Consider the following 23,396-nt stretch of genomic DNA (forward strand, 5'->3'; position numbering starts at 1 on the left):
CCCGCGCCGCCTCGGCCCGCCCCCCTCTCAGCCCTCCGTCCGGGCCCCGGACGGGCGGTCCGCGCCCGCGGTGCCCGCGGTGCCCAGATGCCGGGCCGCGAAGTCCAGCTCCAGCGCGAGCTGCTTGATCCGCTCCTCCACCACCAGGGAGCCGTGGCCCGCGTCATAGCGGTACACCTCGTGCACGGCGCCCCGGGCCGCCAGCCGGTCGACGTAGTGGTCCACCTGCCGGATCGGGCAGCGCGGATCGTTGACCCCGGCGGAGATGTAGACGGGCGCGCGCACCGCGTCCACATAGGTCAGCGGGGACGAGACCGCGTACCGCTCGGGCACCTCCTCCGGGGTGCCGCCCAGCAGCGTCCGGTCCATCGCCTTCAGGGCCTCCATCTCGTCGTGGTAGGCCGTGACATAGTCGGCGACCGGCACCGCGGCGAGCCCCAGCGCCCAGACACCGGGCTCGGTGCCCAGGCCCAGCAGGGTCACGAAGCCGCCCCAGGAGCCGCCCGCCAGGACCAGCCGCTCCGGGTCGGCGAGGCCCGAGGCCACCGCCCACTCCCGGACGGCGGCGATGTCCTCCAGCTCGATCAGGCCGACGCGGTGCTTGAGGGCGTCGGTCCACTCCCGGCCGTACCCGGTCGAGCCGCGGTAGTTCACCCGGACGACCGCGTAGCCGTGGTCGACCCAGGCCGCCGGGCCCGCCGCGAAGGAGTCGCTGTCGTGCCAGGTCGGACCGCCGTGGATGTCGAAGACCGTGGGCAGCGGGCCGCTCGCCCCCGCCGGGCGCTGGACGAGGGCGTGGACGCGGCCCCCGGGCCCGTCCACCCACACGTCCTCGACCGGCACCGACTCCGGCGCGCGCGGCCCCGGCGGGTCGAGCACCACACCGCCCGCCGTCGAGCGCACCCGCGGCGGCAGCGCCGCCGACGACCAGAGGTACTCCACCGACCCGTCGGGCCGGGCGGTGGCGCCCGAGACCGAACCCTTCGGGGTGTCGACGCGGATCGCCTCGCCGGAGGCCAGGTCGTAGCGGAACAGCTCGCCCCGGGCCTCATGGCTGTGCGCTATCAGCAGCCCCGAGCCGTCCGGGTACCACTCCGCGCTCACGTCGCCGGGCAGACCGAGCGCGGGCTCCGACCGCTCCCCGGTGGCCACGTCCCAGATCATCGGCTCCCAGCGGCCCCGCCGCTGATGGGCCACGAGCAGCCGGGTGTCCCCCGCGACCGGCGCGAAGCCGAGCACTTCGAGCCCCAGCTCCACAGTGCCGCCCTCGGTGTCGTCCAGCTCGGCCACCGTCGAGCCGTCCAGCCGCACCACCCGCAGCGAGGAGTGCATGGCGTCCCCGTGCTCCGTGTGCTCGACGGCGATCAGCGTGCCGTCGTGGGAGAGGTCGCCGACCCCGGCGGACTCCCGGTGCCGGTAGATCTCCACCGGCTCGGCCCCGTCGCGGACGACATGGATCGTGCTGCCGTCCTCGTCGGTGGAGCGCCCGACCACCGAGGCGCCGTGCCGCCCGATCGCCAGCCCCGCCCCGTAGGAGGGGGCGAGCCCGGGTGCGGCGGGGACGTCCTCGCCGCCGCCGAAGGGCTGCCGCAGCCAGACGCCGAACTCGTCCCCGTCCGTGTCGCTGAACCACCAGATCGCCGTGCCGTCGGGGGTCAGCACCCCGTCCGTCGTCCCGCTCGGCCGGTCGGTGACCTGGCGCTGCTCCCCGGTGGCCCGGTCCCACGCGTACAGCTCGTAGGTGCCGGTGGCGTTGGAGACGAAGAGGGAGCGGTCCGGCGCGTCGGGGGCCCAGTCGGGCAGGGAGACCCGCGGCGCGCGGAAGCGCTTCTCCCAGTCGGGCATGGCTTCGGCATCAGTCATGCCGCCCATCCAATCAGCCCCCGGGCCCGGCGGACGGGCCCGCTCCCACGCACCTTCCCGGGCCTGCTCCCGCGTACCTTCCCGGGCCCGCTGCCACGCACCTTCCCGGGCCCGCTCCCGTGCCCGGAGCTACGGACACGTGTACGAGGAGAACGGGGGCCGACACGCGGAAAATCAGCCAGAACGGGGCCAGGGGCCGGGGTGATCTCCCCCGTTATCACCGGGTGATCACTTTCGCGCACCGGTCCGCCGTTCGTCCCCTTCCCGCCCCCCGGGGCCGAGGGCGAGCAGCAGCGGGGCCGCCATGACCGCGGTGGTGACGGCGAACGCCCAGGTGAAGGAGAGGCCGTCGGCCAGGGCGCCCATGGCGAGCGGGCCGAGGATCATGCCCAGGTCACCGGCGGTGGAGTGGAGGGCGACCGGGGTGGTGTCCCCGTCCCGGGACACCTCCGCGAGCACCGCCCCGCTCGGCGGCTCCAGGATTCCGGCCCCCGCCCCGAAGAGGATCAGCCCCAGGAAGAGCGCCCAGAGCTGGGGCACGGCCGCCGTGGTCAGCAGCCCGAGCGCGGCGAGGGCGCAGCCGGTGAGCAGAACGGGGCGCCACCCCTCGCGGTCGGATATCCGTCCGCCCAGGGGCAGCAGCAGAATATTGAACACCGCACTCGAAAAGAGCACCCAGCCGACGAGTGAGGCGGACTCCCCCAGATTCTCCACCATATGCAGCGGTATCAGGGAGCCACGCACCCCGAGGCACCAGGTCACCGCGAAATTCAGGGTGAGGACGACCAGATAGGGGCGCCCGCGGAGGAATTGCCGCAGCGGGGTTCTCTTCCGGGCCGTCCCCTGTTCCGCCGGTCTTGACGCGTCGCCGCGCGGAAGGCCGATCAGGACCAGCAGAAAGGAGAGTGCCGCGAGCACGGCGTAACAGAACAGCGGGGCCCGCAGGGATATCCCGGCGAACGGGATGCCCGCCGCCGGGCCCAGCGCGGTGCCGAGCAGCAGGGCGCCGATGTAGACGCCGGTGGCGCGGGCGCGGGCGGTGGCCGGCGCGTGCCGGGTGACGAGGGCCATGCCGCTGACGCTGAACATGGCCGATCCGACGCCGCCCGCGATCCGCAGGGACAGCAGGACCGGATAGGAGGTCGCCCATCCGGCGAGGGCGCTGGAGACGGCGAGGACCGCGAGTCCCCAGAGCATCACCCGGCGGGTGTCCGCGCGGTGGGCGAGGCGGACCATCACCGCGCCGCACACCAGCCGGGCCAGCGCGAAGGCCGAGACGACGGCGGCGGCGCCGGTGTTCGAGACACCGAAGTCGCGGGCGAGGAGCGGAAGCGTGGGAGCCAGGATGCCGATGCCGATGGCCGTGGCGAAGGCGGCGAGGCTCAGGACCGTCAGTTCCCGGGTGAGCGGGAGACGGCCGACGCGGGTGCGCAGCCGGGCGCGGAGCCGGGCCCGGGGCCGTGGACGGGGTTCCGTCATGCACCCGTGCCCGTGCTTCGTCCCGCGGACCGGGCCGCAGTTTCCCCTGTGTCCCCTGTGTCCGCAGGTTCTGTCGGTTCTGTCTGGTCCGGGGGGTCTGCGGGAGGTTCGTCCGCCTCCGCGCGCTCCGGGGCGCTCATCGAAGCCTCACCGGCAGCGAGGTCAGCCCGCGCAGCGCGGGGTTCGGCTCGATGACGACCGGGCCCGCGAGCGCCGCTCCCGGGTGGTCGCGGCCGAGTGTCTCCAGGGTGCCGCGCGCGATGGACAGGGTGAGGGGGATGCCCAGACAGGCATGGGTGCCCCGGCCGAAGCCCAGATGGGGGTTGGGGTGCCGGTCCAGGTCGAGGCCGTCCGGGTCGGCGAAGCGCCGCTCGTCGCGGTTGGCCGAGCCCAGCAGGGCGACGACCTGCTCCCCGCGCCGGACCCGGCGGCCGTGCAGGGTGGTCGTCTCCCGGCAGAAGCGGGCGGCGGACTGGGCGCTGCCCTCGTAGCGGATCAGCTCGTGGACGGCCCGGTTCCCGGACGGCGCGGCGCGGAACTCCTTCAGGCCGCGGGGGCGGGCGAGCAGGGTGCGCACGGCGAGGGAGAGCAGGCGCTGGGTCGAGTTGATCCCGGCGAGCAGCACCACCCGCAGCGAGTTCAGCAGCGCCGTGCGGTCCAGCGCGGCGGCTTCGGGCCTGCGGTGGATGGCGCCGAGGAGGCCGTCCCCCGTCCTTCCGTACCAGGTGTCGAGGATGTCGGTGACCGCCGCGCGCGCGGCCAGCGCGTCCGTCTCCCCCTCGGTGAGCAGCCCGTGCATCATGCTGCGGACGATGACGGTGGAGCTGTCCGCTATGCGCTCCTCGGCGTCGGCCGGGAGCCCGAAGAGGGAGAGGGTGGCCCGGGTGGTCACCGGCAGCGCGATGTCCTGGACGAAGTCGACGGTGTCCGCGCCGCTCCCGGGCGGCCGGCGCAGCAGCCGCGCCATCCGGCGCTCGACGAGCGTGAAGTCCGCCTCCTGGAGCGCGGCGACGACGACCCGCTGGATACGGGCGTGCTCCTCCCCGTCGAGGGTCTGGATGCTGACCCTGGCCGGTGGCAGCTCCTGGCCGACCGCCCGGGGGTCGGCGCCGAACCGTTCCGTGTCGTGCAGGATCTCCCGGCAGTCGTCGTAACGGGAGAAGATCCACGAGCGCATGCCCTCGTGCCAGTGCGCCGGGTGGTCCTGCCGCAGTGCGCGCAGGACGGGATAGGGATTCTCCAGGAATTCGGCATCCAGGGGATCGAAAACAAAGTCCGCCAAGCTGTCCTCAACTCCGCTGATCGATTTTATGGGGAACGCACTCATGTGTGCGGCCCCGCCGATATCGACGGGGCCGCACCGAGTGGGAATCAATTCCCTCGGGATCAGTACTCGTGGCGCATGGGATTCACCTCTCTTCTGGATCGGTGTGCCGTAAAGCTAGACGCGCCGGCCGGAGCGGTGCAATGGAAGTGGATCAGGCCAGATCTCCGGAGCGACGTTTGACCGGAGGGGCCGGACGGTCCGGCTCTCGGCGAGAGGCGGCCGACGGGTCGCCGAGAAGGCGGAACGGTGAACGGAATTCCTGCGTCCGACCCTGGGCAATGGTCCTTCGACCCTGGGCAACGGCCCTTGGAAATCCGCTCGCACCGCCCGCGGACCGTGGTTAACGTCGAGGGCATGGACCATCCCACCCCCGCCGAGCCCACGCAGCCCGCCGGTTGGCTCGACACCAACCAGGCCAACTGGAACGAGCGCGTCCCGATCCATGTGGCCAGTGACTTCTATGGGGTCGAGTCCTTCCGCGCCGGCCGGGAGGTCCTGCGCGAGCACGAGATCGCCGAGGTCGGCGACGTGACCGGCCGCACCCTGCTGCACCTCCAGTGCCACTTCGGCCAGGACACCCTGTCCTGGGCGCGGCGCGGGGCCGCGCGCGTGGTCGGCCTCGACTTCTCCGAGCGGGCCGTGGACACCGCCCGTACCCTGGCGGCGGAGCTGGGTCTCGGCCCCGACCGGGCCGCGTTCGTCACCGCCGATGTGTACGACGCGGCCGAGGCGGTGCCCGACCCGTCGTACGACATCGTCTACACCGGCACCGGCGCCCTCAACTGGCTCCCCGACATCGAGCGCTGGGCCGGGATCGCCGCCTCGCTGGTGGCACCCGGCGGCTTTCTCTATCTCGCCGAGTTCCACCCGCTGACCGACGCCCTCGACGACGAGACCGGGTCGCGGATCATCCACGACTACTTCTCGCGGAACGCCTGGGTCGACGACGAGCCCGTCACCTACACCGACGGCGGCGCGACCCTCGTCCACCGGCGCACGGTCGAGTGGCAGCACCCCATCGGCGAGGTGGTCTCCGCGCTCTGCGCCGCCGGACTGCGGCTCGAATTCCTGCACGAGCACGACACGACGGTCTTTGAGCGCTTCGACTCCCTCGTCCGGGTCGGCGAACAGCGCTACCGCTTCCCGGCGGACCGGCCCCGCATCCCCCTGATGTACTCGCTGAAGGCGTCCCGCCCCCGCTGACCGGCGGCGGGACGGCTCAGCCGTGCCTCGGTATGCGGACCACCGCCCGCCCGCCGTCCAGGTCGACGGTGGAACGGTGCGGGGGCGCGCCGTCCTCCTCGTCGTCGCGGAGCAGCAGCGCGCTCTGCCGTTCCTTCAACTCGCTCTGCTTGCCCGGCGAGAAGGTGGCGTGCAGTTGCTCGAAGCCGGTGGCGGAGACCTGACCCCGCCGTCCGCCCCGGCCGGTGGCACGCAGGATCTGATCCGCGAAGGCGATCAGGATCAGCCCGATCACCAGACCGGGGAGGGTCATGAGGACGATGAACTCCATGACGGTGGGCTCCTGTCGACAGCTCGGTCAGATCACTGCGGGGTTTGGACCGCCACCGCCGCCGTGTACCCCGCGTCGGCGGCCAGGTCGGCGATCGACCACCCCGGCACCTCGGCGGGCCGGGGCCCGGCCCCGACCAGGGTCCGGGAGAGGTCCTCGGTCAGCCCCGCGCCGGTCGCCTTCAGGAAGGCTTCCTTCCGCGTCCAGCAGCGAGCGAAGGCACGGACGCGCTCCTCGCCCGTGAGCGCCGCCAGCCCGGCCCGCTCCCCGGGGTGGAGCTGATCGGCTATGTCGTCGACCGACGCCGGGCTGGGCAGCCGCTCGATGTCCACGCCGACGGCGGTCCGGGCCAGCGCGATCAGTACCGCGCCGGTGGTGTGCGAGAGCGAGAAGTGCACCGGGTCCCCGGCGACGACGGGCCGCCCGTGCGGTCCGCCGCAGTGGAGACACGGCCGCCGCTCCACCACCACCGCGCCCGGCGGCAGCCCCAGCCGCTCCCCGAGGAGACGGCGCAGCGCCACATGCGCCACCGCGTAGGCGTCCCGGTCCCGCGGTCTGAGGAAGCCGTCCAGCCGGGCCTGCTCCCCGGCGTCCAGGAGCCCCCGGTGGGCGAGCGCGTCGGCGGCGAGCGCGGGCACCCTGCCGTACCAGACCAGCTCCACCCCCGGCGGCGGCGCGGGCGTCGTCACGGATCTGCTGTCGGCGGGGGACTCGGTCGCCATGCTCTGCGTTCTCCTCGGATCACGGCCGTACCCGGGCGGACGGTCGTACACGGACGTACGCGGACGGGACGGTCGTACTCGGTCGTACACGGACGGGACGGTCCTGCGTGAACGGGGCGGTCCCGGAACGGACGTGTGCGGACGGGGCGGTCAGGGGCGGGCGGGCGTACCGGCCGGGCCGGTCGTCGGAACGGGTCGTACGGCTGGGCTCCGGTCCGTTCAACGCCCCGCCGCGCGCCCGGGTTCCCGTACGGACCGGGGCACCCGGCGACTTCGCGCCATCGCCGGAACGCGCACCGGAGGCGCGGATCACCCCCGTCCCCCCTCCCCGCCCCCCGTCCCCACAGCGGTATCCGCATCCGTCTCCGCGTCCTGATCCGTCTCCGCCCGCAGCCAGCAGGACAGCAGCACCCGCTCCAGCCGGTGCCGTCCCGCCCGGTCCACGTCGAAGACCTGCATCGCCCGCAGCGTGCGGACCGCCTCCAGGGCCTCCAGCTCCACCGGCAGGGCCTCGTCGCCGTCGCCCGGGACCCGCCCGTCCGCCGTGCCCTCCGCCATCCCGGTCCCGGCCGCCGTCTGGACGTCCCGCCGGCTCAGCCCGTCGTCCGTCATGAACTCGCGCACCCCCCGGTACGCCCACCACAGCCGGGTACGGGGATTCAGCCCCGCCTGCCGCAGAAAACCGGCGGCACCGTCCCGGGAGGCCAGCCCGTCGGCCACGCCCCGCAGCGCCTGCCGCTCGCCCCGCCCGCGCCGGATCTCCTCGGCGACGCGGTCCACCAGCAGCGGCCAGCCTCCCGTGGTCGCGGCCAGCTCCGCCACGGCGCCCTCCGAGGTGAACGCGTTCAGGTCCAGCGCCCAGGTGCGCAGTCCGCTGGCGGTGAACCGGCGCAGCGGCACGGTGTCGACGTCCCCCGCCCGGTCGTCGGGCGGGAACCACAGCGCCCGCTGCCGGGGCCCGGCGACGATCACGGCCGACCGGGTCACCCCCGGCCGCTCCGGCAGCAGCCGCCGCGCGCTCTCCAGCGAGCTGAGACAGGTCCCGGCGACGGGCGCCTTGGCGTGCAGGTCGGAGACCACGAGGCGGCCGTGCCCCGGAACCCCGCCGACCAGCTCCCGTTCGAAGTCGGAGCGTCTGCCGACCGGCGGCATGGTCCACCCCGTGCTCTCCGCGATCTCCCGCAGCGCCGCCGTCACCCGGTCGATCCCGGTCGCCGGGGTGCCGACGACCACCCGGGTCAGATTGCGCCGGTCGGGGTCGCGCCGCCCGCCCGGCAGGATCTGCGCCACCTGTGCCGCCGTCAGCGGACAGTGCGAGTGGGTGGTGCGGGAGGTGTGCCGGGACTCCAGCGCCGAGAGCCGTTCGGTGATCTCGCGGCTCGCCGCGTTCTGGAGCTGGGCCTCCACGTCCTCCAGGGTGCCGATCATGTTCAGCGCGTTGGCGCCGCGCAGATGCCGGCCCCGGTGGTCGGGGTCGGGCGCCAGCACCCCCAGCCCCTCCATCTCCGTCAGATACGCCCGGAACTGGTCGGGGTCCAGGTCCCGGAAGCCCTCCGCCCACCAGTAGGTGCACTCCTCACGCAGTTCGGCGGGGGTCATCAGGGCACCCAGCCCCTGGTGGTAGGCGTGCAGGGCCACCACGTTGGCGATGACGTTGTACCGGGAGTCCAGCCGCAGCGTGTCGTGGAACGCGCCGGTGATGGAGCGCTGGAGCTCCTTGTCCGACTGCACCTGCTCCACCTCCGACCGCGTGATCAAGTACGGGGGTTCCCCGGGCGCGCCGCGCCGCCGGTCGTGCATCGTCTGCACCAGCCGGTGCGCGAACATCTGGAGCAGGAACGGCTGGTACGAGCAGTGCCCCAGGACGCGGTGGACCAGCGCCGGTTCCTCGAACCGGAAGCCGAGCACGGTCAGCGGCTCGATCAGCAGATCCGCCGCCGCCTGCGGCTCCAGCGGGCCGATGGGCTCCGGGTGCTGCGAGAGATGGCTGAAAGGGTTGTTCACCGCGAGGGTCGCGTACCGCTGCACCGAGTGCAGACCGGCGAAGACGACCTTCACCCCGTCGTCGGTACGGGCGCTCAGATCGCGCAGCCTCCGGGTCTGGGTGAACCGGGGCGAGTCGGCCTCGAAGAACCCGTCCGCCTCGTCCAGCATGACCAGCAGCCGCCGTCCGCTGTCCGCCCGCAGCCAGCCCCTGATCCCCGCCAGGACCTCCTCGTACGTCAGGATCACGTCGGAACGGACCTTGCGCGGCAGCTCCAGCGCGCCCCGGTCCAGCAGCTCCCGCCCGATGATGTGCCAGATCGTCGTGGACGGGGCGTTGGTGCCGGTGTACGTCGAGTCCAGGCTGAGCACCAGGCCGATCTGCCCGCCGGACTGGCCCGTGCCCAGCTCGAACTGGCGCACCGCCTCCCGCAGCAGCGCCGACTTGCCCAGCCCCCGGCCCCCGAACAGCACCTGGTTGCCGGTGGGGACCTGGACCGACTTCAGCTCGTCGCTGCGGCCGAAGAACATCTCCTCGGCGACCCGGCCGCGTTTCTCGCTGACGTACGGATTCACCGCCGAGAACGGCAGCAGCACCCGCATCGCCGGGCCGATGAGCTGGTTGCCGCGGGCGGCGAGATGGGCGAGGGCCGCGTCGTCCAGCACCAGCAGCGGACGGCGGCCGATGCACTCGGCGGCGAGCCGGACCCGGGCCGCCGCCGACAGGGTGCCGAAGTACGCCACCAGCAGCCCGCCCTGGCCGGGGTCCTGCCGCACCCGGGCGAGCAGCGCCTCCGGGGTCGGCTGCCCCCAGACGAGCATCACCCGCAGCCGCCCGCGCAGCCCGGAGCCGAAGTCGGGCACCAGCGCCTCGCCGGTGTGGGTGACATCCCGGACGTCGAGGAAGCGGTACTCGCCGCCGGGGCTCTTCTGCTGGTCGCGCTGGGGCCTGCGGGGGCTGCGGTAGCCGATCAGCCGCAGCGCGGGCATCAGCAGGCTCTCCTCGCTCAGCCCGTCCAGCCGCCGGGTCCCCTCCCGGGAGGCCATGTCCCGCCAGCCCTCCAGGGCCCGGGCCGCCGCCTCCGCGAACTCCGGCGACATGGCCGAGCAGTCCAGGGCGTCCAGACCGAGATACCGCTCACGGCGGCGGACGGCGCCGATCAGCTCCCCGGTGACGCCGTCCGGCAGGGCGTCGGGCACGGTGGGCAGGAACAGCGACAGCGCGGCCAGCGCGCCGTCCGTCTGCCGGGTGTCCGGGATCGGCTCGCCCACCGCGAGCGAGGAGATCAGCTCATGGGCGGTCAGCAGATCGCCCTCGTCGAGCAGGGCGCCGACCCGGGCGGCGGCCTCCGCCCCCAGGCCCGGGAGCTCCGCGAGCCGGACGCGCAGCCGCGCGGTGAACCCGGCGTTCGCCCGCTCCAGTTCCTCGGACAGCCCGTCCAACCGGGCCCTGGCGTAGGCCAGATCGCTCCCGGGGGTGAGCGGGACGGCCCGCAGCCGGTGCTCGAAGGCGCGCTCCTCGTCCTCCTGGAAGACATCGTTCACCCGGGCCCGGCGCAGCCGGTCCTCCAGGATGCGGCGGCGCTGCTCCAACTCGGCGGCCGTCCGTCGCCCGGCGTCCATGACCTGCGTGTACAGGGCTTCGGACCGGGGCCGTCCGGCCGCCGGGGGGCCGTCCTCGCGGCTGTGCGCCGCCGGATGCCCGTCCTCGGGCGCTCCGTCGGCGAGGGTGAGCAGCCGCAGGGCCACGTCGTACCGTTCGGCCGCCGTGTGCATCCGTACGGCGCCCCGGTGGCCGCGGCGGCTCGCGGCGAGGAACTCCTCGGGGGGCGTGGCGGGGACGACGGCGTCGCCGGTGGCCCCGTCCAGCCGGACGCCCGCCAGCCGCAGCAGCTCGGGCCCGAGCGCGGGCGCGGTGCCGGGCCCGGCGGGGGCGAGCCGGGTGCCGCCGGAGAGCAGCCGGAAGGTGAGCGCCAGGGAGCGGGACGCGGCCCGCACGGCGGCCACGGCGTAGGCGTCGCCCGGGGCGCCGGGTACGGCGCCGCAGGGGTGCTCGGCCAGCTCCGCGAGGACGCGTTCGCGCAGCCCGAGGACGGTGGCCCGCATCTCCTGCACCTGGTCGGCGCCCCAGTCTGCGGACCCCGCCTCCAGGGCGCGGGAACAGGCCACCCACCGTTCGACCAGCCGCAGTTGGTTCTGTGCAAGCCGCAGGAGATTCTGCCGGGACGCCCCCTCCAGCCGGGTGCGGCTGGACTTCATCAGCCGACGGTCGATGTCGGCGAGCCGCTCCTGGAGCGCGGTGCCGTCGCCCAGCCGCCGCACCCGTTCGGCGATCTCGTCCCGCGCGGCGCGGTCGTCGTCGGCGGCACGGACGAGGAGCGAGCCGAGGAGGCCGTCCCGGGCGAGCCACTGCCGTGCGATGTCGGAGGCGCGGTTGAACCGGAGCCGCGGGTGCTGTTCCAGGCTCTGGCGGCACTCCTCGCGGACCTCCCGCAGCGCCCGCTCCAGACCGGCGGCGTCCCGGGCGAGCGCGAGCGGCGGCGCGTGGAGCAGCGTCGACTGGAGCGCCCGCTGGGACACCTCCCGGGCGACGGACGCGAACGCGGGGGAGACCACCGCCGCCAGCCGCCCGAGCGCGGCGCCGGTCTCGGGGTCACCGGTGACCAGGACGGCCCGCAGCACGGCGGCGGTGACCAGCAGGCTGTCCGGCCTGCTGACGCCCGGCCGCTCCGGATCCGCCCCGGCCAGCTCCGCGCGGATACGGGCGCAGCCGCCGTCGCCGCCGGTGCGCAGGGTCTCCGCGTACGCGCTGATCCGGAGCACCGAGACCCGGTGCGCGGGTGCGCCGCTCTGCTCGGCGAGCACGGCGGCGAGCCCGTGCTGCCCGCCCCCGACGAGCACGGCGAGCACACCGCCCGGTCCGCCGGTGCCGGTGGCTGTCGTCTCCGTGTCCGTGGCCGGTCGCGCGGTGGCCGGTTTGCCGCGTCCGGTGGGCTTGCCGTTGTGCGCGGTGTGCGGTGGGTCGGTGGCCGGGGGGCCGGTCCGCGGAGGGCTTCCGGGGTGGCTGGTTCCCTGAGTGCCGCCGGTGGGGACGGCGCCCGGGCCGCCGGTGCCGGTGGCCTCCGGCCGGTCGGTCGCCGGGTCCGTGGCGGCGGGGGCCGTGGTGCTGCCCGTGCTCGGTTTGCCGGGCGTGGTGTGCGGCGGTGCCCCGGGGGCCGTGGGGTCGGGCTGCGGACGGCCTTCCGGGTGGCTGGTTCCGGGAGTGCCGCCGGTGGCAGGGGTGCCCGTTTCGCCGGTGGCGGTGGCGGTGGTGTCCGGGCGGAGGGTCGTCGTCTCGGTGCCGGTGCCGGTGCCGGTGCCGGTGGTCGGTCGGGTGGTGGTCGGTTCGCCGTGTCCGGTGTGTTGGCGGCTGGTCGTGGTGTGTGCGCTGGTGCCGGTCGCGGTGCGTGCGGGGCCGGGCGGGCGGGGCCGGGCGGCGGCGGGGGTGTCGGCGTCCGGCGCCCGGGGTGCCGGCGACCTGCCCCCGATGTCGGGGACGGCATCGCCGTCGTGGGGCCCCGTGTCGTCGGACGGCGGTGGTGGCTCCGGCGGTTCGACGGGGGGCCGGAGCCGCAGGCCCGCGTGCTGGGCGGCGAGGCCGAGCAGCCAGGGGGCGCGGTGGGACAGGGCCGCCAGGAGCTCCAGGATCTCGCCCGCGCGGCCCGGGTCACGGGCGAGGCCGACGATGGTCAGCAGGGTCCCGATCGCTCCCGCGTCGGCCCGTTCACCGTCGTCCCACCCGGGTCGGGCGATCAGGGCGGCGGCCCGCTCCCGGGCCCCGGCCAGTGCGGCATCGGCGACGGCGGACCCCTCCGCGCGGGCCAGCCGCTCCACCTCCCGCAGCCGTTCCCGCGCCGCCCCGTCGGCGAGCCGGGTCAGCGCCACCGCCGTGTGCGCGCGTACGGCGTCGAGTTCCGGCCGTACGTCCCGCGCTCCGTGGCCGTCGAGGGTGGCGAGCGCCTCGTCGAACGCGTGGGCCAGCGCGGTCAGGGCACCGATGTCCGGGTCGGCGGGGCGGGCCCGGGCGGCGAGCGCGGCGGTGAGGTGGGATAAGGACGCGTCGGCGGTGGTGAGGGCGCGTTCGACCCGTTCCACGGCGGTGGTGAGCCGTGCGGCACCGGGTGCGTCCGCCGCGGCGGGCGGTGCGCCGGCGGCCGGACTGTCGGCGGCGGGCACCGAGGGGCCACGGGCCGGGGTGTCCAGCTCCGGGGTGAGCCGGACGAGCCGCAGCGCGGCCTCGCGGGCCGCCGCCAGCTCCGCCGCCCCGGCCGGCCCCGTCAGCCAGGGCTGGTCGAGGACCCAGAGCCAGATCCGGGCGTCCCCCGGGGTGACGCGCAGGACCGACCACACCGTCAGCCGCAGCAGGGCGGGGCTCCAGCGCCGGGTGAGCGTCGCGGACGAGGGCTGCGACCGGGTCGCCGCGCGGACCGTCGCGTACACCAGATCGTTCAGCAGGGGCTGGGTGAGATGGCAGGCGGCGTGCCGGGTGCGCGCGGACGCGGGCTCGCGGCGCAGCCGGGTCAGCAGGTCGCGGCAGAGCGCGGGGCTGACGCGGGTGCCGACGACCGGTATCCGCAGCGTGCTCAGGACATGGCGGCGGCGGCGCACGGGCAGGGCGTGCAGGGCGTGTTCCACATCGGTCTGACCGAGGTCGCGGACCGCGAGGGCGAGTTGGGGCGCGAGGGGGGACAGGGCATCGGAGAGGGCGGTGAGCGCGGCGTGCACCGGGGGCGGATGCTCCGTCTCCCCGTTCACGACGGGGTAGGGCGGGCCGTCCGCCTCGGGGGCGGGGGAACGGTGGCGGCGCGGTGAGGTCACAGGGACTCCAGGTGGGGGTGTGCGCTGCGAGAAGGCGGAGGCGTGCGGGGCCGGGGCGCGGAAGGCTGCGGCAGCGGCGCGAACGGCGTGTGGGGCGGCACGGCGGGCGGCGCCGGAGCGGGTGCTCGGGCGGTACCGGAGCGAGCGCGTCGGGCAGGCTGCCGGGGAGCAGCCGCCGGGGACTAGGCGCCGGGCGCCGGGGACGGCCGCAGCGCGGCGCGGACCTGTCCCGCACGGAGGCCCCGGACGGCGGCGGACGCGCCGTCGGCGGGTATTCGGAAACCACGGCCCCGGCGGGCGGCGGCGGAGGGGCGCGGGGCGCGGCGGGCCCCGGAGGCGACGGGCGCGGCGGACGAGGGACGGAGGGGGCCGGGGAGGGGGGTCGCCCGGCGGGGCGCGGCGGGACGGTCGTGCCTGTTCATACGCGCACATCATCACCGAGCGACTACAGAAAGTGAAGTGCCCTTCGGGTGACGGGGGTTGAAGGTCTTGTGGAGAGTTCAGGACAGGGTGCCGGGCCCGGCCGGGGCGCAGCGCCCCACGACGTTCCCCGCGCGGTCGACGCAGATCACATCCACCGCGACGGGCGCCCCGCGCAGCACCGTCAGCGCCTCGTCGCGCGCCGCCAGGGCGACGAGATCGCCCAGCGGCACCCCGGCGGCCCGGCAGAGCTGGAGCGCGGCCAGACCGGTGTTGGCGGCGGCGACCTCCTGGACGAGGGCCTCCCCGGCGCCGCCCCGGCGGGCGAGACCGGCCAGGAAGCCCTTGTCCACCTGGGAACGGGCCGAGTGCAGATCCAGATGCCCGGCGGCGAGTTTCGACAGCTTCGCGAAGCCGCCGCAGACGGTGAGCCGGGCGACGGGGTGGCGGCGCAGATACTTCAGCACGGCGCCCGCGAAGTCGCCCATGTCCAGGAGCGCGTCCTCCGGCAGCCCGTACTCGGCCACGACGGTCCTCTCCGAGGTCGAGCCGGTGCAGGCGGCCACCTGCCGGTGCCCGGCGGCGCGCGCCACGTCCACGCCGCGCCGGATGGAGTCGATCCAGGCGGAACAGGAGTACGGCACCACCACGCCCGTGGTGCCGAGGATCGAGAGGCCGCCGAGGATTCCCAGCCGTCCGTTCCACGTGGAACGGGCGATCTCCGCCCCGTGGTCGACGGAGACGGTGATCTCCACATCGGCCCCGCGCCCGCCGTTGTGCAGCAGCGCGACCCGTTCGACGTGGTCCCGCATCAGCTGCCGGGGCACGGGGTTGATCGCGGGCTCGCCCACCGCCAGCGGCAGCCCGGGACGGGTGACCGTGCCGACGCCGGGCCCGGCCCGGAAGACGACGCCCGAGCCGGGCGGCAGGACCCGGACCGTGGAGCGCACCAGGGCGCCATGGGTGACGTCGGGGTCGTCGCCCGCGTCCTTGACCACTCCGGCCATCGCCCGCCCGTCGGCCAGCTCCTCGCGGGCGAGCGCGAACGCCGGGGTCTGCCCCTTCGGCAGGGTGATGGTCACGGGGTCGGGGAAACGGCCGGTGAGCAGGGCGGTGTACGCGGCCGTGGTGGCCGCTGTCGCACAGGCGCCGGTGGTCCAGCCGGGGCGCAGACCGGTGTGCTTGAGTTGGGCGACCCGTCCGCCCGCCGCCTCACCGCTCATGAAAGGGTCCGCGCTCCGTGCACATCGTGATTCTCGGGGGTACGACCGAGGCCCGCCGACTGGCGGAGCTGCTGCACGATACCCCTGACCTGCGGCTGACCAGCTCTCTCGCGGGTCGGGTCGCGGCGCCCCGGCTGCCGCCCGGGGAGGTCAGGGTGGGCGGTTTCGGCGGTGCGGAGGGGCTGGCGGCGTGGCTGCGCGCGCACGCGGTCGATCTGCTCATCGACGCCACCCATCCCTTCGCCCGGACCATGAGCCTGCACGCGGCGCGGGCCGCCGCCGCCACCCGTGTTCCCCTGCTCGCGCTGCGCCGCCCCGGGTGGGTCCGGGAGCCCGGTGACGACTGGCACCCGGTGGACTCGCTGGCGGAGGCGTCGGCGCTGCTGCCGTCCCTGGGGCGGCGGGTCTTTCTGACGACCGGCAGGACGGGGCTGGCGGCGTTCGCGCCGGGGGACGGACTGTGGTTCCTCGTCCGCTCCGTCGATCCGCCGGAGGGTCCTGTTCCGGAACGTTGCGAGGTGCTGCTCGACCGGGGTCCCTACGGGCTCGACGGCGAACGGGAACTGCTGGCTCGGCACCGGATCGACGTGGTCGTGACCAAGGACAGCGGGGGAGCGGCCACCGCGCCCAAGCTCAGGGCCGCGCGGGAGGCGGGGCTGCCGGTGGTGGTGGTCCGCCGTCCGCCGCTGCCGCCGGGGGTTGTGTCCGTTCCGGACCCGGAGTCGGCGGCGGCCTGGGCGCGGACCCGGATGCCGTCGCCGCCGGCCGGTCAGGGGGCGGTCGCGCAGTCGTGACGGTCGCGGTCGGCCGAGTAGAGATGGCTGTCGCGGAAGCCCTCGGCGCCCAGGGTGCGGCCGACGAGGATGACGGCGGTACGGACGATGCCCGCCGCCTTCACCTGGTCGGCGATGCCGTCGAGGGTGCCGCGCAGCACGATCTCGTCGGGACGGCTGGCCCAGGCGACCACGGCGGCGGGGCAGTCGGCGCCGTAGTGGGGCAGCAGCTCCGCGACGACACGATCGGCGTATCCGGCGGCCAGATGGAGCACGAGGAGCGCGCCGCTGCGGCCGAGGGTGGCCAGATCCTCGCCCTCCGGCATGGGGGTGGCGCGCTGGGCGACCCGGGTGAGGATGACGGTCTGGCCCACGGTCGGCACGGTCAGCTCGCGCTTGAGCGCGGCAGCGGCGGCGGCGAACGCGGGAACGCCGGGGATCACCTCGTACGGCACCCCGGCCGCGTCCAGACGGCGCATCTGCTCCGCGACGGCGCTGAAGACCGACGGGTCGCCCGAGTGGAGCCGGGCGACGTCGTGGCCCTCCGTATGGGCGCGGACCAGCTCCGCGGTGATCTCGTCGAGGGTGAGCCGGGCGGTGTCGACCAGCCGGGCCTCCGGCGGGCAGCCGTCCAGCAGCTCACGCGGGACCAGACTGCCCGCGTAGAGGCAGACCCGGCAGGAGGCGAGGGTACGCGCGCCGCGCAGGGTGATGAGGTCGGCGGCACCGGGGCCCGCGCCGATGAAGTACACGGTCATACGAGGTCTCCTGAGTCGGGCGGTACGGGGGCGCCGGGCCCGGGGCGCTTCTCTGCGGCCCACTGGGTCACCGGCATCGCCTGACGCCAGCCGGTGAAGCCGCCGACGGGCACGGCGTGCGCCACCGCGAGGCGCACCAGCTCTCCGCCGTGGCGCCGACGGGCCTCGGCGAGCAGGGCCTCGGACTCCAGCGTCACGGTGTTGGCGACGAGCCTGCCCCGGTCGGGCAGCGCCGCCCAGCAGACGTCCAGCAGCCCGGCGGCGGTCAGCCCGCCGCCGATGAAGACCGCGTCCGGGACGGGGAGCCCGGCGAGCGCGCCGGGGGCCGCGCCGGTGACCACCCGCAGCCCGGGTACGCCCAGCCGGTCGGCGTTGCGGGCGATGCGCGCGGCGCGTTCCGGGTCGCGTTCGACACAGACGGCGCGGCAGGAGGGGTGGGTCCGCAGCCACTCGACGGCGATCGACCCGGAGCCGCCGCCGACGTCCCACAGCAGTTCGCCGGGGGCGGGCGCCAGCGCGGCGAGCGTCGCGGCGCGGACATGGCGCTTGGTGAGCTGCCCGTCGTGCTCGTACGCGCTGTCGGGGAGCCCGGGGACCGCGCCGAGCCGGGGCGCGCCGGGGGCGCGGCGGCACTCCACGGCGACGACGTTCAACGGGTCGCCCGGCGGGTGCGGCCAGCCGTCGGCGGTGCCTTCGAGGACGCGCTCCACGGGAGCGGCGAGCTGTTCCAGGACCCGTATCCGGCTGGGGCCGAAGCCGTGCGCACGCAGCAGCGCGGCGACGTCGGCGGGGGTGTCGGCCCCGGCGCTGAGCACCAGCAGCCGCCGTCCGTCGTGGAGCGCGGCAGCCAGCCGGGCGACGGGCCGCCCCACCGCGGTGACCACCTCGGTCTCCTCCACGGCCCAGCCGAGGCGGGCGGCGGCGAGCGAGACGGACGAGGGGTGCGGCAGGACCCGCAGCGCGGGCGCGCCGAGCACTTCGGCGAGGGCGCGCCCGATGCCGTAGTGCATGGGGTCGCCGCTGGCCAGGACCGCGATCCGGCGGCCGTGGTGGGCGGCGACGACGCCGGGGACCGCGGGGCGCAACGGCGAGGGCCAGCGAACCCGCTCGGCCCGGCACCCGTCGGCCCCCTCGGGCAGCAGATCGAGCTGGCGCGCCCCGCCGACGACGACGTCCGCCGCGCGGAGCGCCGCGCGGGACGCCTCGGGGAGCCCGGCCCAGCCGTCGGCACCGATGCCGACCACGGTGACGACGGGGGGTGCGGGGGTCACGGCCGGTACCTCGCTGCGGGCTCTGGGGCGGTCTGCGGAACGCAGGCACTTTACTCGCCCCCGGCTGCCCCGCCCCCGCGGGCCCGACACCTGGGGACGGCCCCCGCCCAGCGGACCGCCCGCCACGCAATCCGACGCCCTGCGCACCGCGGGGGCCACGCCCCGAGCCCTCGCGCCTCGACCTCCCCCGGAGGGGGCACCCCCAGGGTGCTGTTTCGCGCGGGCATTTTCTCCCTCCCACCGGGCGGGGGCTGTGCCCGCTTCCCGCACCGGGCGGGCTGGTCCCCGGTGGGGTGCAGGGTCGTCCCCTTGGCGGGACCCGAAGGGGCCGTCTGTCTCCCCCCGGGGCGGGGGTGTGCCCCCTGCGTGCGGGAGGGGCCTGCGGCTCCCCCTTCCCACCGGGCGGGAGTGTGCCCACGTCCCGCACCGAGTGGGCCGTCTGCCCGTGGTGGGGGGTGCAGGGTCGTCCCCGGAAGGGACCGGCGGAGAACCGCCCGCACTCTGCGTCGGACGCCCGGTCTGCCGGCCCTGAGGAGTCGAGCCCGGAGGCCCCCACATCCCGCACCTGACGGGTGGCCCGAGCAAAACCAGCCCGTCCGGCGTTTGAGGACGGACCCCGCACCCAACGCAAGGCTCACGCGCAAGCCGACGGACCCCGCGCGGCCCCGTCGTCGGGGGCCAGCCCCCGAACCCCCGCTCCTCAAACGCCGGAGGGGCTGAATTTCGGGCACCCCCAAGAGGCTGACTTTCAGGCACCCCACAGGGCTGATTGCCTCGGGGCCGCCGGGGACACCCCCCGGACTAATACCGCCTCGGCGTCCAGACGACCTCACTTCCGTCCCCCCGCCGCACCACCCTCGTCCGCGACGACCCGACCAACAGAATCGTCCGCATGTCGACCTCCTCGGGCACAAGCTCCGCCAGCCGCACGATCCGTACGCACTGCCCGTCGCCGCCGACATCCCGCGCCACCACGACCGGTGTGTCCGGGGCCCGGTGTTCGAGCAGCAGCTCACGCGCCTTGGCGACCTGCCAGGTCCGGCTGCGGGAGCCGGGGTTGTACAGGGCGAGCACGAGGTCCGCCGTCGCGGCGGCCCGCAGGCGTTCCGCGATGACCTCCCAGGGCTTGAGCCGGTCGGAGAGCGAGACGGTGGCGTAGTCGTGCCCGAGGGGCGCGCCCGCGGCCGCCGCCGCGGCGTTCGCGGCGGTCACTCCGGGCAGCACCCGGACGGGGACGTCCGCGTACTCCGGCTGCGACGCGACCTCCAGGACCGCCGTCGCCATCGCGAAGACCCCGGGGTCGCCGCCGGAGACAACGGCGACGCTGCGCCCGCGCCGGGCGAGGTCGAGCGCGAACTCGGCCCGTTCGGACTCGACCTTGTTGTCGGAGCCGTGCCGCTGCTGACCGGGGCGTACGGGCACCCGGTCCAGGTAGGTCGTATAGCCGACGAGATCGTCCGCGGCGGCCAGCGCCCCCTTGGACTCGGGGGTGAGCCACAGCGGCCCGGCGGGCCCGGTGCCGACGACGACGACCTCGCCCCCCTCGGCGGCCCGGTGGTCACCGGCGTCGCCACCGAGACCGACCCGGCTCGGCAGCACCGCCACCGAGAAGTACGGCACCGACTCCGCGTCCACGTCGGCCAGCCGGGCGGTGCGCTCCCCGTCCATGGTGGCCCGTTCCGCATAACGCGCGTCGGCGAGCCGGCCGGAACGTTCCAGCGCCCGCCGCACCTTGGGGAACGTACGCCCCAGTTTCATCACCACGGCCGCGTCCGTCGCGGCGAGGCGCGCTGTGAGCTCCTCCTCGGGCAGGGTGCCGGGGAGGATCGTCAGCACCTCATCGCCCTCGACGAGCGGCGCGCCGAGCCGGGCCGCGGCCCCGCTCACGGAGGTGACCCCGGGGACGACCTCCGTCTCGTACCGGTCGGCGAGCCGCTTGTGCATGTGCATGTACGAGCCGTAGAAGAGCGGATCGCCCTCCGCGAGCACCGCGACCGTCCGCCCGGCGTCGAGGTGGACGGCCAGCCGGGCCGCCGCCTCGGTATAGAAGTCCTCCATGGCGCCCCGGTATCCGCCGGGGTGGTCGGTGGTCTCCGTGGTGACGGGGTAGACCAGCGCCTCTTCGACATGGTCGGGACGGATGTGCCGGGCGGCGATGGACCGCGCGATGGACCGTCCGTGCCGGGCGCTGTGGTACGCGATCACATCCGCGTCGGCGATGACCTCCACGGCGCGTACGGTCATCAGGGACGGGTCGCCGGGGCCGAGCCCCACCCCGTACAGCCGGCCGGTGGTCGTCGTCCCGCTCATTCTTCCTCGCTCGCGATCGCGTTCAGGGCGGCCGCCGCCATGGCGCTGCCACCGCGCCGCCCGCGCACGACCAGGTGGTCGAGGCCCAGGACATGCCCGGCCAGGGCGTCCTTCGACTCGGCGGCGCCGATGAAGCCTACGGGCACCCCGATGACGGCCGCGGGCCGAGGGGCGCCCTCCTCGATCATCTCCAGGAGCCGGAAGAGCGCGGTGGGGGCGTTGCCGACGGCGACGACCGCGCCGTCGAGCCGCTCCCGCCACAGCTCCAGCGCGGCGGCGCTGCGGGTGGTGCCGAGTCCGGCGGCGAGCGCGGGCACGGAGGGGTCGGAGAGTGTGCAGATCACCTCGTTGTCGGCGGGCAGCCGCTTGCGGGTGACCCCGCTGGCGACCATCTGCGCGTCGCAGAGGATCGGCGCACCGGCCCGCAGCGCGGCCCGCGCGCGGGAGACGACCTGCGGGCTGTAGGACAGATCGCGTACGAGATCGACCATCCCGCAGGCGTGGATCATCCGGACCGCCACCTGGCTGATGTCGGCGGGCAGGCCCGAGAGGTCCGCCTCGGCGCGGATGGTGGCAAAGGACTGGCGGTAGATGGCCGCCCCGTCCTTCTCGTAGTCGAACACGGTGTTCTCGCTGCTCTCGCTGATCGGGGTCACCGCGCCCGGGTGGACGCGGACGGCGCCGGACGCGCCGTGGCCATCGTGACGGTGTCGCCCCCGGGGTCGGCGGCGGGGGTGGCGGTACGGGCCGCGGCGACGGCGTCGGAGAGTGCCGCCGGGGCGGCCCGGACCGGGGCGGCCCCGGCCCCGTCCGCAGCACTGTCCGTTCCGTCGCGGACGGTGGACACCCGGTACCCGTTCTCCTGGGCGACGACGTCCACCCGGTCACCGGGCGGCCGTCCGCAGCGGCGCTCGCACCCGGACCAGTACACGGGGAGCGCGGCGACGGGGGCGGGCGCGGCGGTGGCGGTGGCGGTGAGCGTGACGACGGCCGCCGCGTCCGCGCGCACGTCGGCGAGGGACTTCGCGCAGCCGGGGCGTCCGGCACAGGCGCCCACGCCCCGCCAGGGCGAACCGGGTCCGGTGACCAGTCCGGCGGCGGAGAGCCGGGCGAGCCGCCCGGGGCCGTGGGCGGTGCCGACGGCGGGGACGAGGACGCCGCGCCAGGGGGTGAGCCGCAGCTCGCCCCGGCCGTCCCGGCGGGCGCACTCGGTGAGCAGCCGCCACTGTGCACCGGTGATCCGTCCGAAAGGAGCCTGGACGGAGAGGGTGACGTCGGCTGCCGACGGACCGGGGATCAGGCCGGGGACGGGCCCTTCGGCGACGGACCACGTTCCCGCCGCACCCGCACCCGCACCCGCATGGCCACCCGCACCCGCACTGCCACTCGCGCTGATATCCGGCATATCCGGATCAGTGCACACCGTCACACCGTCATGACGCAACCGTTCCCTGACCGTCCGCACCAGCCCGGCTCCGCCATCGCCGAGTTCGGCGATGCGCCAGACACCCCGACGCCGACCGGATTCGGCCACGGCGCCCGTCGTCACCGCGCCCGTCGCCACGGCGTCCAGGAAGGCAGCGGCCGCTGTGGTCGCGGCTCGTACCGCCGCCGCTCCGGGCACCCGGAGAACATCGCCCCCCTGCCCCAGCCGGACCAGGGCGAAACCCCCTTGGGCCGCAGTGAGTGTCACATCCGCGCCGAGGGAGAGCACATCGCCGCGCCCGTCGTCGAGCGCGAAGAGGAAGCGCCCGGAGAGAGCCGCGAGCGGGCCCCCGGCGCACAGCGCGGCGTCGAGCTGCCGCAGCCAGGGCCCCACATCGGCGTGCCCGCGTCCGTCGAGTCCGGAGAGCGGGGTGGCGACGACGTTCCGTATCCGTTCCTGGCGGGGCGACGGCAGCAGCCCGGCCGCGCCGAGGAGCTCCGCCAACTCTCCCCCGCAGCCCTCGCGGAGCCCGCGCAGTTGCACATTGCCCCGAGAGGTGAGGTGCAACGAGCCGTCGCCGAGCCGCAGCGCGGCGTCGGCCAGCGCGTCCGCCTGCCGGAGCCCGAGCAGCCCCCCGGGCACCCGGACCCGGGCGAGCGCGCCGTCGTCGGCGGAGTGCAGCCGCAGCGCGCCGGGACAGGCGTCGCCCTGGGCACGGGTGCGGGGATCACGACCGCGACCGGCACCGGCGGACGCATCGCCCCCGGCGGGCGGATCGGCGAGGGAACCGGCAGGGGAATCGGCGGGCGCATCGCCAAGGGAACCGGCAGGGACAGCGGGAAAGGAACCGACGGGGGACCCGGCGGAGGAGTCGCCCCCCGCGCCGCCGCCTCCGGCACCGACCCCACCGTCGGCATCGGTACCGCCGTCGGCACGGGCGGGAGGCATGGACATGGCGGCGAGCATACCGACGGCTCCGACGGCCCCGGCGGGCCCCGCCCCGTGCCGCACCACCCCCGCCCACCCCGCCGGTGGACCCCACCCCGCCGGTGACCCCACCAGGCCACCCCGCCCACCGGGCTGCCGCCGGGACTGCCGCCGGGACTGCCGCCGGGGTGCCGCCGTGGGTGCCGACGAGGCCACCCGCGGAGACGGGACGGGGCACCCGCGAAGACGCGCGCCGGGACCGCCGCACCCACCCGTCACCCCGTCCGCCCCCCTCTCGTCCGCCCCCTCGTCCAGCGCCTTCGCCCGCCTCGCCTCCCCTGTCGCCCACCTGCACCGTTGCCCGCATCACCCACCCCGTTCGGCGGTCCGGGCCCGTACGATGGCTCCCGGCGGATCACCCGGTCCGCCTTCGCCGGAGACGGCGTAAGGGGAGGAAGCCCGGTGCGACTCCGGCGCGGTCCCGCCACTGTGAACCCGGCCCGGTGGCCGGGTGAGCCAGGAACTCCCGCCGTCCGACACCGCC

General features: G+C 75.5%; 15 protein-coding genes and 1 riboswitch. Of the genes, 2 read left to right on the forward strand and 13 right to left on the reverse strand.

The window, feature by feature from the left end; translation table 11 throughout:
- Nucleotides 1–27: 27 nt before the first annotated feature.
- From CRV15_RS15445 to CRV15_RS15460, 3 genes are all read right to left on the reverse strand, one after another.
- Complete coding sequence (locus CRV15_RS15445) at nucleotides 28–1,872, reverse strand: S9 family peptidase (protein ID WP_003960940.1); 1,845 nt, start codon at nucleotides 1,870–1,872, stop codon at nucleotides 28–30.
- Between the two features lie 219 nt (nucleotides 1,873–2,091).
- On the reverse strand, nucleotides 2,092–3,342 hold the full coding sequence (locus tag CRV15_RS15455; protein ID WP_003958769.1) for an MFS transporter: 1,251 nt from the start codon (nucleotides 3,340–3,342) through the stop codon (nucleotides 2,092–2,094).
- A 136-nt stretch (nucleotides 3,343–3,478) separates the two neighbouring features.
- Complete coding sequence (locus tag CRV15_RS15460) at nucleotides 3,479–4,624, reverse strand: cytochrome P450 (RefSeq protein ID WP_009996639.1); 1,146 nt, start codon at nucleotides 4,622–4,624, stop codon at nucleotides 3,479–3,481.
- 399 nt (nucleotides 4,625–5,023) lie between these two features.
- Here CRV15_RS15460 and CRV15_RS15465 point away from each other — a divergent pair, with 399 nt between their 5' ends.
- Nucleotides 5,024–5,872, forward strand: a complete 849-nt coding sequence (locus tag CRV15_RS15465; protein ID WP_003958767.1) for a class I SAM-dependent methyltransferase — start codon at nucleotides 5,024–5,026, stop codon at nucleotides 5,870–5,872.
- A 16-nt stretch (nucleotides 5,873–5,888) separates the two neighbouring features.
- Here the strand turns inward: CRV15_RS15465 and CRV15_RS15470 are convergent, their stop codons facing one another.
- The 5 genes from CRV15_RS15470 to CRV15_RS15490 all read right to left on the reverse strand — a co-directional run bounded on the left by CRV15_RS15470 (nucleotide 5,889) and on the right by CRV15_RS15490 (nucleotide 15,387).
- Complete coding sequence (locus tag CRV15_RS15470; RefSeq protein WP_003958766.1) at nucleotides 5,889–6,182, reverse strand: DUF6191 domain-containing protein; 294 nt, start codon at nucleotides 6,180–6,182, stop codon at nucleotides 5,889–5,891.
- A gap of 32 nt (nucleotides 6,183–6,214) precedes the next feature.
- Nucleotides 6,215–6,904 carry a 4'-phosphopantetheinyl transferase family protein gene (locus CRV15_RS15475; RefSeq protein WP_003960939.1) on the reverse strand — a complete coding sequence of 230 codons (690 nt, stop codon included), beginning with the start codon at nucleotides 6,902–6,904 and terminating at the stop codon, nucleotides 6,215–6,217.
- 309 nt (nucleotides 6,905–7,213) lie between these two features.
- Complete coding sequence (locus tag CRV15_RS15480; protein ID WP_003960938.1) at nucleotides 7,214–13,744, reverse strand: hypothetical protein; 6,531 nt, start codon at nucleotides 13,742–13,744, stop codon at nucleotides 7,214–7,216.
- A gap of 182 nt (nucleotides 13,745–13,926) precedes the next feature.
- Nucleotides 13,927–14,166: a hypothetical protein gene (locus tag CRV15_RS15485; protein WP_009996636.1), complete on the reverse strand. Its 240-nt coding sequence runs from the start codon at nucleotides 14,164–14,166 to the stop codon at nucleotides 13,927–13,929.
- 78 nt (nucleotides 14,167–14,244) lie between these two features.
- Complete coding sequence (locus tag CRV15_RS15490; protein ID WP_003960937.1) at nucleotides 14,245–15,387, reverse strand: cobalt-precorrin-5B (C(1))-methyltransferase; 1,143 nt, start codon at nucleotides 15,385–15,387, stop codon at nucleotides 14,245–14,247.
- A gap of 17 nt (nucleotides 15,388–15,404) precedes the next feature.
- On the opposite strand from CRV15_RS15490, the gene CRV15_RS15495 reads away from it, so the two are divergent.
- Nucleotides 15,405–16,181, forward strand: a complete 777-nt coding sequence (locus CRV15_RS15495; RefSeq protein ID WP_003960936.1) for a cobalt-precorrin-6A reductase — start codon at nucleotides 15,405–15,407, stop codon at nucleotides 16,179–16,181.
- Here CRV15_RS15495 and cobM read toward each other — a convergent pair.
- The 5 genes from cobM to CRV15_RS15520 form a co-directional block, all read right to left on the reverse strand.
- The gene (gene cobM, locus CRV15_RS15500) at nucleotides 16,157–16,918 is read right to left on the reverse strand and encodes a precorrin-4 C(11)-methyltransferase (RefSeq protein ID WP_003960935.1); all 762 of its coding nucleotides are present in this window, start codon (nucleotides 16,916–16,918) and stop codon (nucleotides 16,157–16,159) included. The two genes, CRV15_RS15495 and cobM, sit on opposite strands and share 25 nt — an antisense overlap.
- Entirely contained in the window at nucleotides 16,915–18,189 is a 1,275-nt protein-coding gene (locus CRV15_RS15505) for a bifunctional cobalt-precorrin-7 (C(5))-methyltransferase/cobalt-precorrin-6B (C(15))-methyltransferase (RefSeq protein ID WP_003960934.1), read from the reverse strand. Before CRV15_RS15505 ends, cobM begins: the two co-directional genes overlap by 4 nt.
- Nucleotides 18,190–18,990: 801 nt before the next feature.
- Nucleotides 18,991–20,499, reverse strand: a complete 1,509-nt coding sequence (locus CRV15_RS15510) for a precorrin-2 C(20)-methyltransferase (RefSeq protein ID WP_003960933.1) — start codon at nucleotides 20,497–20,499, stop codon at nucleotides 18,991–18,993.
- Entirely contained in the window at nucleotides 20,496–21,122 is a 627-nt protein-coding gene (locus CRV15_RS15515; RefSeq protein ID WP_029182964.1) for a precorrin-8X methylmutase, read from the reverse strand. Before CRV15_RS15515 ends, CRV15_RS15510 begins: the two co-directional genes overlap by 4 nt.
- Nucleotides 21,123–21,151: 29 nt before the next feature.
- Complete coding sequence (locus tag CRV15_RS15520) at nucleotides 21,152–22,873, reverse strand: cobalamin biosynthesis protein CobG (RefSeq protein WP_003960931.1); 1,722 nt, start codon at nucleotides 22,871–22,873, stop codon at nucleotides 21,152–21,154.
- Between the two features lie 399 nt (nucleotides 22,874–23,272).
- Nucleotides 23,273–23,384: riboswitch (cobalamin riboswitch) on the forward strand.
- The last annotated feature ends 12 nt before the right edge of the window (nucleotides 23,385–23,396 follow it).

This window comes from Streptomyces clavuligerus, from assembly GCF_005519465.1.
Taxonomy (GTDB): Bacteria; Actinomycetota; Actinomycetes; order Streptomycetales; family Streptomycetaceae; genus Streptomyces; species Streptomyces clavuligerus.

Excerpts from the sequence above, each read along its gene's own strand:
- CRV15_RS15445 (WP_003960940.1), bottom strand. The coding sequence starts at position 1,872 with ATGGGCGGCATGACTGATGCCGAAGCCATGCCCGACTGGGAGAAGCGC.
- CRV15_RS15455 (WP_003958769.1), bottom strand. The coding sequence starts at position 3,342 with ATGACGGAACCCCGTCCACGGCCCCGGGCCCGGCTCCGCGCCCGGCTG.
- CRV15_RS15465 (WP_003958767.1), top strand. The coding sequence starts at position 5,024 with ATGGACCATCCCACCCCCGCCGAGCCCACGCAGCCCGCCGGTTGGCTC.
- CRV15_RS15470 (WP_003958766.1), bottom strand. The coding sequence starts at position 6,182 with ATGGAGTTCATCGTCCTCATGACCCTCCCCGGTCTGGTGATCGGGCTG.
- CRV15_RS15475 (WP_003960939.1), bottom strand. The coding sequence starts at position 6,904 with ATGGCGACCGAGTCCCCCGCCGACAGCAGATCCGTGACGACGCCCGCG.
- CRV15_RS15485 (WP_009996636.1), bottom strand. The coding sequence starts at position 14,166 with ATGAACAGGCACGACCGTCCCGCCGCGCCCCGCCGGGCGACCCCCCTC.
- CRV15_RS15490 (WP_003960937.1), bottom strand. The coding sequence starts at position 15,387 with ATGAGCGGTGAGGCGGCGGGCGGACGGGTCGCCCAACTCAAGCACACC.
- cobM (WP_003960935.1), bottom strand. The coding sequence starts at position 16,918 with ATGACCGTGTACTTCATCGGCGCGGGCCCCGGTGCCGCCGACCTCATC.
- CRV15_RS15510 (WP_003960933.1), bottom strand. The coding sequence starts at position 20,499 with ATGAGCGGGACGACGACCACCGGCCGGCTGTACGGGGTGGGGCTCGGC.
- CRV15_RS15520 (WP_003960931.1), bottom strand. The coding sequence starts at position 22,873 with ATGCCTCCCGCCCGTGCCGACGGCGGTACCGATGCCGACGGTGGGGTC.